Origin of the sequence: Streptacidiphilus neutrinimicus, from assembly GCF_000787815.1 — a bacterium.
Classification (GTDB): Bacteria; Actinomycetota; Actinomycetes; order Streptomycetales; family Streptomycetaceae; genus Streptacidiphilus; species Streptacidiphilus neutrinimicus.
On the sequence record NZ_BBPO01000017.1, the window covers coordinates 99,571 to 111,248 of the forward strand.

An 11,678-nucleotide genomic window follows, 5' to 3' on the forward strand; every position below is an offset into this window, starting at 1 on the left:
GGTCAGCCGCGGGTTGCTCGGATGCTCTGCCCGGCGGGTCGCCGAGCGGGAGCGGCAGTGCTCAGTGGGTGTCCGGGCGCAGGACCTTGGTGCGCAGCACCTGCTCGCTCAGGTTGAGCTGACGGTCCAGCTCCTTGACGACAGCAGGCTCAGCCTTGATGTCGAGCACGGAGTAGATGCCCTCGGACTGCTTCTTGATCTCGTACGCCAGACGACGACGACCCCAGGTGTCGATCTTCTCGACGGAACCGCCGCCAGTCTTGACGACATTGGCGAAGTTCTCGATCAGCGGGGCGACAGCGCGCTCCTCGACGGACGGGTCGAGGATCACCATGACCTCGTAGTGACGCATTGCGGAACCCACCTCCTCTGGACTCAGGCGGCCACGGTCTCTCCGTGGCAGGAGGGTCTTCAATACACGTCGGCAACGGTAGCGACCGCCACTGACAACGTCGGAGACGACGATGCCGGACGGGAGCACACCGCTGCAGACGGTCCAGCCTACAGGCACCCGATCGGGGGCTTGAAATCCACCCTCGTACCGCCGCAATCTGTACACATCGGGTACGAGGCGCACTACGGTGCGTCATCGCTTGACCTCCCTAAGGAGGCGGTCCCATGGCTCAGTCAGCCCCGCCGGTCCGTGCTGCCGGCCAGGCCCCCCGCCGCAATCCGCTGGCGGCCCTGTTCAACACCGACGGCAAACCGCACCCCCTGGAGAACACGCTCACCGCCGTCACCGCGGTCCTCGGCATCATCGCGATCGCCACCTGCGCCTTCCACAGCCTGCACATCCTGGCCTCCTGGACTGGCCTGGCCGGGGTGATCACCGCTGCCTTCGCGCAGTACAGGTCCGCAACGACGGCCGAACGCTTCGTCATCGTGGTGACCGGCGGTATGGCCGCGGTCGGCCTCGGCATCGGTCTCGCCCACGGCGGGCTGATCTGACCCGGTCGGCGGGCTGACCCGGCCCCCCGATCCGACCGGCCGCGCGGGAGGTCCCCGCGCGGCACGTCACCTCTATGGGGTGCTCCGCCAGGGCAGTAGGCTGCGCACTTGACGCGATCCACGCCCGAGGAGCACCCCCACATGAGCCTGCGCCTGAGGACCATCAGCCGCGAGGAGCACCTGGCCTTCATCCGGAGCCTGCCGTCCGCGAGCCACATGCAGGTGCCCTCCTGGGCGGACGTCAAGGCCGAGTGGCGCAACGAGTCGATCGGCTGGTTCGACGAGCGCGACCAGATCGTGGGCGCCGGCCTGGTGCTCTACCGGCAACTGCCCAAGGTCAAGCGGTACCTGGCCTACCTCCCCGAAGGCCCGGTCATCGACTGGTTCGACCCGAATCTCGAGGGCTGGCTGCGCCCGATGCTGGACCACCTGAAGGGCCAGGGCGCCTTCACGGTGAAGATGGGCCCGCCGGTGATCATCCGTCGCTGGCAGGCGGAGACCATCAAGAACGCCATCGCCGGCGGCGAGGCCAAGCGCCTGCGCGACATCGAGGCGGACTGGTACGAGCCGCGCGCGATCGACACCGCGGACCGGCTGCGCCGGATGGGCTGGCAGCAGGGCGAGGACGGGGGCGCCGGCTTCGGCGACGTTCAGCCGCGCTACGTCTTCCAGGTGCCGCTGGCCAACCGCTCCCTCGACGACATCCTCAAGGGCTTCAACCAGCTGTGGCGCCGTAACATCAAGAAGGCCGAGAAGTCGGGCGTCGAGATCGTCCAGGGCGGCTACGACGACCTGCCCGTCTTCCACCAGCTCTACCTGGAGACGGCGGAGCGCGACAAGTTCATCCCGCGCCCGCTGTCGTACTTCCAGCGCCAGTGGCGCGCGCTGACCGCCGAGGACCCCAACCGGATGCGCCTGTACCTGGCGTACCACGAGGGGGACCCGCTGGCGGGCACCACCATGATCACCGTGGGCCAGCACGTCTGGTACTCCTACGGCGCCTCCACCGTGCACAAGCGCGAGGTCCAGCCGAACAACGCCATCCAGTGGCGGATGATGCGTGACGCCTACGCGCTCGGCGCGACGGTCTACGACCTGCGCGGCATCAGCGACACCCTGGACGAGACCGACCACCTCTTCGGCCTGATCCGGTTCAAGGTGGGCACCGGCGGCCAGGCGGCCGAGTACCTGGGCGAATGGGACTTCCCGCTCAACAAGCTGCTGCACAAGGCCCTCGACATGTACATGCAGCGTCGCTGAACTCACGTCCGTGTACGTGGCGGGCGGCCCGTCCGCGTACGCTTCAACGACCGACACCGGAACGCGGAAGGCCTCCCATGGCGCTCAGTATGTACGTGGACACCCCTCGCTGGCGTGACCACCAGCGCAAGGTGCTGGGGGCCTTCCCCGGCCTGGTGCCGGTCGCCAAGGGCAACGGCTACGGCTTCCGCAACACGCGGCTCGCCGAGGAGGCCACCCGCCTCGGCGCCGACATGCTGGCCGTGGGCACCGCCTACGAGGCCGCCGAGCTCAAGGACTTCTTCGGCCGCGACCTGATCGTGCTCACCCCTTACCGCATCGGCGAGGACCCGGTCCCGCTGCCGCACCGGGTGATCCGCACGGTCGGCTCCGTCGACGGCGTGCGCGCCCTGGTGGGCGGCCGGGTGGTCGTGGAGTGCATGACCGGCATGCGCCGGCACGGGGTCACCCCCGAGGACCTGCCGAAGCTGCGCATGGCCGTCGAGGACGTGCGGCTGGAGGGCTTCGCCGTCCACCTGCCCATGGACCGCCCCGACGGCGTCGACCCGCTCGGCGAGACCGCCCGCTGGGTCGACCAGCTGCGCACCGCCGGCCTGCCGGTGCGCACCATGTTCGTCAGCCACCTCTCCGCCTCGGAGATGGAGCAGTTGCAGGGCTGGTACCCCGACGTGCGCTTCCGCGCCCGCATCGGCACCCAGCTGTGGCTCGGCGACCACGAGGCGATCGAGTGCCGCGGCACCGTCATGGACGTGCACCGCATGGCCAAGGGCGACCGCTTCGGCTACCGCCAGCACCGCGTCTCCGGCGACGGGCACCTGCTCGTCGTGGCCGGCGGCACGGCCCACGGCGTCGGCCTGGAGGCCCCGAAGAACATGTCGGGCCTGACGCCCCGCGCCAAGAACCTCGCCCGCGCGGGCCTGGCCACCCTCGGCCGCAACACCAGCCCGTTCAGCTGGAGCGGCGCCAAGCTCGGCTTCGCCGAGCCCCCGCACATGCAGGTCTCCCTGCTGTGGGTCCCGGGCGAGGTCGCCCCGCCCACCGTCGGCGAGGAGCTCCGCGCCACCCTGCGGCACACCACCACGCTCTTCGACCGCATCGTCGACCGGCACTGAACAGGCGAACGGCTGAGGGGGCGACGCGTCACGCGTCGCCCCCTCAGCCGTTGTTCACGTCCTCAGCCGTACTCCTCAGCCGTCCAGGTGGGCGCTGCCGACGGCGTAGCTGGTGGTGCCGCTGGGGCGGGTGGCGTCGGTCGGGGCCGCCTGCACGCGGACGCCGGAGAGGGTGAAGACGTCCGCCGCGCCGTCCAGGACGCCTCCGGAGGGGTCGTCGCTGCCGTCCGCGCGGACGGGGTCGGCTGCGGGAGCGAGGATGTCGCGGACGATCACCACGACCAGGTAGAGCGTCCCCAGGATGTGCACCGCGATCGCGGCGTGGTACCAGTCCGGCGGCAGGCCCCGCTGGTTGGGGGACGCGCTGTAGGCCAGGTAGTACCAGACTCCGAGGAAGTACAGCACCTCGCACGCCTGCCAGATCAGGAAGTCGCGCCAGCGCGGCCGCGCCAGCACCGCCAGCGGCAGCAGCCACAGCACGTACTGCGGCGAGTAGACCTTGTTGGTCAGCGTGAACGCCGCGACCACCAGGAAGGCCAGCTGCGCGAAGCGCGGCCTGCGGTGCGCCGCCAGCGCCAGCCAGCCGATCCCGAGGAAGCACAGCACCAGGAGGATCGCGATGATCGTGTTGATGGTGTTGGTCGAGGCGTTCAGCCAGCCGTTCTGGGTCAGGATCAACCAGAACGAACCGAAGTCCACCCCGCGCGACTCGCTGAACGTGTAGAACGTCGCCCAGCCGGAGAAGTTGGCGATCATGAACGGGATGTCGACCAGCAGCCAGGCGACCGCCGCCCCGGCGAAGGCCTGGCCGAACTCGCGCATCCGGCCCGCCCGCAGGCACAGCACCAGCAGCGGGCCCAGCAGGAAGACGGGGTAGAGCTTGGCCGCCGTCGCGAGACCGATCAGCACGCCCGCCCAGACGGGGTAGCGCCGCGCCCACAGGGCCATGCCCACGGCGGCAAGCGCGACCGCCAGCATGTCCCAGTTGATCGTCCCGTCCAGCGCCAACACCGGGGCCAGCGCGAACAGCAGCGCGTCCCACGGCCGACGGCGATGCGTGCGCGACACCGCGACCACGGCCACGACCGCGCAGATCAGCAGCATCCCGGCGTTGACCAGGTAGAAGATCTGCTCCCGGTAGACGTCCCCGCCGCCGGTCGGCGTCAGCTGCGCCGCGCCCCACACGAAGAGCCCGGTGAGCACCGGGTACTCCAGGTACTGCATGGTGGGGTCGGTGGAGCCGGGGATCTTGTCGACGTAGGGAATGTTGCCGGGCAGGTTGAAGCCGCGCAGCGTGAACAGGTGCGGGATGTCGCTGTAGCAGGCGTGGTCGTACTGCGCCGAGGCCCCGTAGAACCAGCCGCTGTCGTAGCAGGGCACCTTCTGCACCATCCCGAGCGCCCAGACCACCACGGTGATCACCGCGAGCACCCGGGCCGCTGTCCACCAGCTGACGCCGAGCAGCGCGTGCCGGCCGGGAGCGCCCCCGATCAGCTCGCTGGCGGCCGCGGAGACCGGGTCCTCGTCCGCGGGCACGACGACGGTGTCCTCCGGGGGTGGCACGGGCAGCGCCGGGCCCGGCGCGGGCGGGAAAGCGTCGTGCGCGCCGTCCACGTCGGCCTCCTCCGGGTCCGCCCAGGGGCGCGGCGCCGGCTCGTCTCCCCGACCGGCGTCGCCAGCCTGCTGGTCACTCGACGTCATACCGCTCATCCTGCCGCACGATCCTTTCCAGGCGTTGTGGACAACGCGATGCACCGCGGCACCGACGACGCCACGCGGCCCCCACCCAATCCGGGTCGGGGCCGCGTGGCACTACTTCACTGGGCTGCGCGGGAGGCCAGCTACTGGCCGCCGTTGACCCCTGCCGCCGGGGGCGTGGTGTCCGTAGGACCACCCCCGGGTCCGCCGGCGGCACCCCCACCGCGCTTCTTCGTGCTGGACGCCGACGGGCAGGGCCCCATCAGGCCGAGCGGATCACCACAGGTCGGACCACCCGCAGCGCCGCTCGGGCTGGACTGGCTCGCACTCGGCGAGGGCGACGTCGAAGCCGACGGGCTGGAGCTCGCGCTCGCCGAGGCGGAGGCGCTCGCCGAAGCGCTGGGCGCCGCGGTCGGCGCGCCGGACTCGTTGCCGCCCTTGGGCAGCGGCGTGGGCACCGGGAAGTTCGCGACCGACTGACCCTGCAGGGCGGCCGTCATGTAGTCGACCCAGACCTGCGTCGGCATCACGGCGCCGAAGACCTTCGGGAAGCCACCGACGCCGGCCATGGTCTGCAGGCCCTGGTTGTTCGGGTCCTCCTTGAACATGACCACCGAGGTGGACAGCTGCGGCGTGAAGCCGATGAACCAGGCCGACTTGTAGTCGTCGGTGGTACCGGTCTTGCCGGCCGCGGGACGCTGCAGGTCCTGGGCGTTGGTGCCCGTACCGTTCTGGACGACGCTCTGGAGCACGTTGGTCACCGTGTTGGCGATGTTCGGCTGCAGCGCGAGCTTCGTCTGGGGCTTGAGGGACCAGGGCTGCGCAATGCCGTCGAAGGTGACCTTGGAGACCGAGTACGGGTCGTGGTAGTTGCCCTGGGCGGCGAAGGTCGCGTAGACGTTGGCCATCCGGATCGCACTGGGCGTCGAGGTGCCGATGTAGAAGCCGGCCGTGTCCTTCTGCAGCGACGAGCGCTCCAGCCCCAGGTTCAGCGCCATGTTCTCGACGTTGTCGTAGCCGACGTCCTCACCGAGCTGCACGTACGGCGTGTTGATGGAGTTCTCCATCGCGAAGCGCAGCGACCGGTAGCCGTACATGGTGGTGGAGTCGTTCGCCTGGTGGAGCAGACCGTCCGGCTCCGGGCAGGCGGAGTTGCCGGAGTTGTCCTGCAGGAAGTTGCCCTGCTGGTCGTGGATCTTGAGGCAGTCGTCCGCGTTGTACTTGCTGTCCGGCGTGATCGGCGTGCGGACCGAGGATCCCGGCGAGGTGACCGCGCCGTTGGTGAGCGCGGCTGCCAGGTCGATCGGCTTGAAGGTCGAACCGACCGGAACACCCAGAGTGTTGGCGTTGTCGGTGTAGTGGCCCTTGTCGGTGCCCGCGCCACCGTAGATGGCCACGATGGCGCCCGTGCTCGGGTCCACCGAAGCCGCACCGACCTGGACGTTGCTGTCGGCCTTGTGCTTCTTCGGGTCGATGTTCTTCGACTCCATCTTGGCGACGGCGGAGCTCAGCTCGTTGACCTTCTTCTGGTTGAAGGTCGTGACGATGCTGTAGCCGCCCTGCGCCAGCTTGGCGTCGTTCAGGTTGCCGCCCGAGTGCTGCTCCGCGTAGTTCTGCGCCAGGTCGACCAGGTAGCCGACCTGGCCCTTGAGCGCCTGGTTCGGAGTCCACTGCTTGGGTGTCGGGAAGCCGGTGGCGAAGGCCGCGTCGTGGTCCGCCTGCGTCATCCACTTGTTGACGACCATGCGGTTCAGCACGTACTGCCAGCGGCCGATGGCCCGTTGCTTGGCGGCCGCGTCGGTGTCCACGTTCTGCATGGTGCTGGGCTCGTTCACCGTGGCCGCGATGAAGGCGCCCTCACTGAGCGTCAGCTGTGAGGCGTGCACGCCGTAGTACGCCTCGGCCGCCGCCTCGATGCCGTAGGCGCCGCGGCCGTAGTAGTTGGTGTTGAGGTAGCCGTCGAGGACCTGGGCCTTCGTCATGCCGCCGTTGGCGATCTTTATCGAGATCAGGATCTCGCTGAGCTTGCGCGTGGCGGTCTGGGCGCTGTTCAGGTAGACGTTCTTGACGAACTGCTGGGTGATCGTCGAGCCCGACTGCACGCTGCCGCCGGTCGCCATGTTCTTGACGGCACGGAGGATCGACATGGGGTCGACGCCGCTGTTCGTCTGGAACGTCTCGTCCTCGGCCGCCATGAAGTCGTGCTGGACCGGGACCGGGACGTCCGCGAGCTGGACGTTCTGCCGGTTGAAGCCGGTGCGGGCCATGACGGTCTTGCCGTCGTCCCAGTAGAAGATGTTGCCCTGCTTCAGGCTGTCCGCGTTCGCGTTCGGGATGCCCACGTGCGCGTACGCGTAGCCGACCAGCGCCGTCATGGCGCCGAAGATGAAGAGGAAGCAGCTGGTGACCAGCTTCCACGAGGGCAGCCAGCGACGGACGCCGCTCTTGCCCCAGCGCGGGTAGTCGATGAAGCGCCTCGGCCTCGGCCCCGTCGGAGGCTGCTTGCCTCCGCCGCCCCCCTTGCTCTGGGCGGCCCGGCGCATCTCGGCGCGGGTCATCCGCGGCTGGCCCGCGGCGCCGCCGCCGGCCGGCCCCATGCCGTGGGAGGCGGGGACGCCGCCCGGCTGAGGCCGGGCGGTGCGGCGCGGCGGCATGCCGTCGCCCGGGCGGGCGCCGCCGCTCGGGCCGTGACCCGACGAACTCGGGCCCGCGGGGCGGCGGCCGCCGTTCTGCGGCTGCTGCGACTGCGGCGTTCTACGCCGGTGTTCGCTCATGCTGCTTCCAGCTGTTCCTCGGACTGAAGGCTGCGCTGCGGCTGCCTGAAGGCGGTCATCCTGATCCCCCATGGCGACGCGGGCCGAAGAGGCCAGAGTCCGCCAGGGACGGGGACGCCACTGGGGCATCCGTGGTTCCCGTTTTTCCTGACGGCTTTCTGCATAGGCGACAGATTACGCAGGCTGGGAAGGGCCTTAATCGGGCGTCAACTCTCATTTGGGACATATCGACAACAGATCCTTATGAAAGGTCAGCCAAACTCCCGTTCGGGGACCACACAACCGTCACGTCCGGGGCGCGCCACCGGCTCTCCTTATACGGAACCGACAACTGTGAGGCCCGCCACCACCCGCCCTGTCGACCCCCTCTTGCCCGCCGCCGCAGCGGCGTCATATCGTCTCGATGTATCGGTTCGATACATCGCGGTGGCATACTCGTGGTGACGACAGCGGGACCGGTTCGACGCGGCACACAGGACGAAGGAGGCGAAGCCAGATCATGAGCAGGCGCTCGGGCATCCTGGAGTTCGCCGTCCTCGGCCTGCTGCACGACTCGCCCATGCACGGTTACGAGCTGCGCAAGCGGCTCAACGTGCTGCTCGGCTCGTTCCGTGCCTTCTCCTACGGCACGCTCTACCCCTGCCTCAAGAGCCTCGTCGCTCAGGGCTACCTGGTCGAGGACAACCCCGACGCCGAGTACATCCCCGCAACCGCCCTGAACGGCAAGCGATCGAAGATCGTCTACCGGCTGACCGGCGAGGGCAAGCAGCGCTTCGAGGAGCTGCTCGCCGACTCCGGTCCCGACGCCTGGGAGGACGAGCACTTCGGCGTGCACTTCGCCTTCTTCGGCCAGACCGACAAAGCCGTGCGCATGCGCGTGCTGGAGGGTCGCCGGAACCGGCTGGAGGAGCGCCTGGAGAGGATGCGGGCCTCACTCGCCCGCACCCGCGAGCGCTTGGACGCCTACACCCTCGAACTGCAGCGTCACGGCCTGGAGTCGGTCGAGCGCGAGGTCCGCTGGCTCAACGAGCTGATCGAGACCGAGCGCGCGAACCGCGGCGGCCGCGGACACGCCACCTCCCCCCCGGGCGGCGGCGAGCAGCAGTAGCAGCATGCGGGCGGCCGGGGGAGCGCCGGTGATCGGCAGCGACCTACCGCATGACCTATGACGTACCGCATTGACGAAGGCAGAGACTCGCGCCGCATCGCGAGTCTCACGAGCAACAAGGAGCAACCGGAATGAGTTCGGTTCGCGTAGCCATCGTGGGAGTCGGCAACTGCGCCGCTTCCCTGGTGCAGGGTGTCGAGTACTACAAGGACGCCGACCCGAACAGCCGCGTGCCGGGCCTCATGCACGTGCAGTTCGGTGACTACCACGTCCGTGACGTGGAGTTCGTGGCCGCGTTCGACGTGGACGCCAAGAAGGTCGGCCTCGACCTGGCGGACGCGATCGGCGCCTCCGAGAACAACACCATCAAGATCTGCGACGTGCCGACCAAGGGCGTCCAGGTCCAGCGCGGCCACACCCTCGACGGCCTCGGCAAGTACTACCTGGAGACCATCCAGGAGTCCGCCGAGGAGCCGGTCGACGTGGTCCAGATCCTCAAGGACCGCCAGGTCGACGTCCTGGTCTGCTACCTGCCCGTCGGCTCCGAGGCCGCTGCGAAGTTCTACGCGCAGTGCGCCATCGACGCCAAGGTCGCCTTCGTCAACGCCCTCCCGGTCTTCATCGCCGGCACCAAGGAGTGGGCGGACAAGTTCACCGAGGCCGGCGTGCCGATCGTCGGTGACGACATCAAGTCCCAGGTGGGCGCGACCATCACGCACCGCGTGATGGCGAAGCTGTTCGAGGACCGCGGTGTCATCCTCGAGCGCACCATGCAGCTGAACGTCGGCGGCAACATGGACTTCAAGAACATGCTCGAGCGCGAGCGCCTGGAGTCCAAGAAGATCTCCAAGACGCAGGCCGTCACCTCCCAGATCCGCGACCGCGAGCTGGGCGCCAAGAACGTCCACATCGGCCCGTCCGACTACGTCGCGTGGCTCGACGACCGCAAGTGGGCGTACGTCCGCCTCGAGGGCCGCGCCTTCGGTGACGTTCCGCTGAACCTGGAGTACAAGCTCGAGGTCTGGGACTCCCCGAACTCGGCCGGCGTCATCATCGACGCGGTGCGCGCGGCGAAGATCGCCAAGGACCGCGGCATCGGCGGCCCGATCCTGTCGGCGTCCTCGTACTTCATGAAGTCCCCGCCGGTGCAGTACTTCGACGACGAGGCCAAGGAGAACGTCGAGAAGTTCATCCGCGGCGAGGTCGAGCGCTGACGCGCTGACGCGCGGACCGTCTCGGACACCCGAAGGGCCCCTGGCTGCCATCCGGCGGACGGGGGCATTCGGCGTTCCCGGCCCGGCGGTCGAGCAAGATCGCCGAGTGCTTCACGTGTGACACTTGTCGATCTTGCCGGAGTCTGCGTGCAACCACCCGCCCCGCGTGCCACGCTAGGCCGGTGGCGACGACCCCCTTCCCGCGTGCGCTGCTGCGGCTGAACGGCTTCCGGCGGCTGCTGGCCACCCGGCTGCTCTCGCAGCTGGCCGACGGCGGCTTCCAGGCCGCGCTCGCCGCCTACGTCGTCTTCTCACCCGAGCGCCAGCCCAGCCCCGCCGCCATCGCCTCCGCCTTCGCGGTGCTGCTGCTCCCCTTCTGCCTGATCGGCCCGTTCGCCGGGGTGTTCCTGGACCGCTGGCGCAGGCGTCAGGTCCTGGTGAAGGGCAACATGCTGCGCCTGCTGCTCTGCCTGGGCACCGCGGCCCTGGTGGCCGCCCACGCGCCCACCTGGGTCTTCTTCACCGCCGCCCTGATGGTCACCGGCATCAACCGCTTCGTGCTGGCCGGCCTCTCCGCCGCACTGCCGCACGTCGTCGCCGACGAGCTGCTCATCGCCGCGAACTCCCTCGCACCGACGGCCGGAACCCTGGCTGCCACGGTCGGCGGCGGGGCCGCGTTCGTGGTCCGGCTCGCACTGCCCGCCGGGGCGGCCAGCAACGCGCTGCTCGTCGCCCTGGCCGGGCTCGGGTACGCGGCCTCGGCGCTCGTCGCCACCACACTCGGCAGGGACTCCCTCGGCCCGGACCGCAAGCAGCGCGAGGCAGCCGCCGAGGCGACCGTCCGCAGTGCTGTCGCCGAGACGGCGCGCGGCCTGCTCGACGGGTTCCGGCACCTCGTCCACGACTGCCGCCCGGCCGCCCGCGCGCTCGGCGCGGTCACGGTGCTCCGGTTCTGCTACGGCCTGCTGCTGGTGGTGCTGCTGATGCTCTGCCGCAACACCTTCGCCGCCCCCAGCGACCAGTCCGCCGGGCTGCGCTGGCTCGGCACCGCCCTCGGCGCCTCGGCCGCCGGCTACTTCAGCGCCGCCGCGCTCACCCCCGTGGCCGGACGCCGGTTCACCGTTCCCGGCTGGCTGACCATCTGCTCCGCGCTCGGCGCCGTCGTGACGGCCGCCCTCGGCTTCTTCTTCACGCCCTGGCCGACGATGGTCGCCGCCTACGCGCTCGGCCTGCTCACCCAGGGCGCCAAGATCAGCACCGACACCCTCGTCCAGAGCGGCGTCGAGGACGCCTACCGGGGGCGCGTCTTCGCCCTGTACGACGTCCTCTTCAACAGCGCGCTGGTCGCCGCCGCCGGAGTGTGCGCGCTGGTACTGCCGCTCAGCGGCCGCTCCGTCCCGGTGGTGCTGACGGCGGCGGCCCTCTACGCCGCCACCGCCCTCGTCTACGGCGCGACCCGCCCTTGGCGGACGAGCCCGAACGCTACTGGTTGCGCGCAGCCCTCCCACCCGCCACCCGACCACCACCCCTATGCGTGACGCTTCGCGTCCCACCACTGTCGGAG

At 69.7% G+C, this 11,678-nt stretch carries 9 protein-coding genes; 6 read left to right on the plus strand and 3 right to left on the minus strand.

Features of this window, described 5'->3' with window-relative positions; genetic code table 11:
• Positions 1–61: 61 nt before the first annotated feature.
• Positions 62–352: a 30S ribosomal protein S6 gene (rpsF, locus tag TR48_RS14020; RefSeq protein WP_042366696.1), complete on the minus strand. Its 291-nt coding sequence runs from the start codon at positions 350–352 to the stop codon at positions 62–64.
• Between the two features lie 266 nt (positions 353–618).
• On the opposite strand from rpsF, the gene TR48_RS14025 reads away from it, so the two are divergent.
• From TR48_RS14025 to TR48_RS14035, 3 genes are all read left to right on the plus strand, one after another.
• The gene (locus TR48_RS14025) at positions 619–948 is read left to right on the plus strand and encodes a hypothetical protein (RefSeq protein ID WP_042366698.1); all 330 of its coding nucleotides are present in this window, start codon (positions 619–621) and stop codon (positions 946–948) included.
• Between the two features lie 141 nt (positions 949–1,089).
• Positions 1,090–2,208 carry a lipid II:glycine glycyltransferase FemX gene (locus TR48_RS14030; RefSeq protein ID WP_042366700.1) on the plus strand — a complete coding sequence of 373 codons (1,119 nt, stop codon included), beginning with the start codon at positions 1,090–1,092 and terminating at the stop codon, positions 2,206–2,208.
• A gap of 77 nt (positions 2,209–2,285) precedes the next feature.
• Positions 2,286–3,320, plus strand: a complete 1,035-nt coding sequence (locus TR48_RS14035; RefSeq protein ID WP_042366702.1) for an alanine racemase — start codon at positions 2,286–2,288, stop codon at positions 3,318–3,320.
• 75 nt (positions 3,321–3,395) lie between these two features.
• On the opposite strand, the gene TR48_RS14040 is transcribed toward TR48_RS14035, so the two are convergent.
• The gene (locus tag TR48_RS14040) at positions 3,396–5,021 is read right to left on the minus strand and encodes a glycosyltransferase family 87 protein (protein ID WP_052442662.1); all 1,626 of its coding nucleotides are present in this window, start codon (positions 5,019–5,021) and stop codon (positions 3,396–3,398) included.
• 140 nt (positions 5,022–5,161) lie between these two features.
• Positions 5,162–7,792 (minus strand): transglycosylase domain-containing protein, encoded by a 2,631-nt coding sequence (locus tag TR48_RS14045; RefSeq protein ID WP_052442663.1) that lies wholly within the window; start codon positions 7,790–7,792, stop codon positions 5,162–5,164.
• A 499-nt stretch (positions 7,793–8,291) separates the two neighbouring features.
• On the opposite strand from TR48_RS14045, the gene TR48_RS14050 reads away from it, so the two are divergent.
• The 3 genes from TR48_RS14050 to TR48_RS14060 all read left to right on the plus strand — a co-directional run bounded on the left by TR48_RS14050 (position 8,292) and on the right by TR48_RS14060 (position 11,652).
• Positions 8,292–8,900, plus strand: coding sequence for a PadR family transcriptional regulator (locus TR48_RS14050; RefSeq protein WP_042366703.1), 609 nt, complete (start codon positions 8,292–8,294; stop codon positions 8,898–8,900).
• 131 nt (positions 8,901–9,031) lie between these two features.
• The gene (locus TR48_RS14055) at positions 9,032–10,114 is read left to right on the plus strand and encodes an inositol-3-phosphate synthase (protein WP_042366706.1); all 1,083 of its coding nucleotides are present in this window, start codon (positions 9,032–9,034) and stop codon (positions 10,112–10,114) included.
• Between the two features lie 182 nt (positions 10,115–10,296).
• On the plus strand, positions 10,297–11,652 hold the full coding sequence (locus TR48_RS14060) for an MFS transporter (protein WP_063770983.1): 1,356 nt from the start codon (positions 10,297–10,299) through the stop codon (positions 11,650–11,652).
• Positions 11,653–11,678 lie beyond the last annotated feature (26 nt).

Coding starts and splice junctions, on each gene's coding strand:
- TR48_RS14050 (WP_042366703.1), top strand. CDS start 8,292: ATGAGCAGGCGCTCGGGCATCCTGGAGTTCGCCGTCCTCGGCCTGCTG.
- TR48_RS14055 (WP_042366706.1), top strand. CDS start 9,032: ATGAGTTCGGTTCGCGTAGCCATCGTGGGAGTCGGCAACTGCGCCGCT.
- TR48_RS14040 (WP_052442662.1), bottom strand. CDS start 5,021: ATGACGTCGAGTGACCAGCAGGCTGGCGACGCCGGTCGGGGAGACGAG.
- TR48_RS14035 (WP_042366702.1), top strand. CDS start 2,286: ATGGCGCTCAGTATGTACGTGGACACCCCTCGCTGGCGTGACCACCAG.
- rpsF (WP_042366696.1), bottom strand. CDS start 352: ATGCGTCACTACGAGGTCATGGTGATCCTCGACCCGTCCGTCGAGGAG.
- TR48_RS14045 (WP_052442663.1), bottom strand. CDS start 7,792: ATGAGCGAACACCGGCGTAGAACGCCGCAGTCGCAGCAGCCGCAGAAC.
- TR48_RS14025 (WP_042366698.1), top strand. CDS start 619: ATGGCTCAGTCAGCCCCGCCGGTCCGTGCTGCCGGCCAGGCCCCCCGC.
- TR48_RS14030 (WP_042366700.1), top strand. CDS start 1,090: ATGAGCCTGCGCCTGAGGACCATCAGCCGCGAGGAGCACCTGGCCTTC.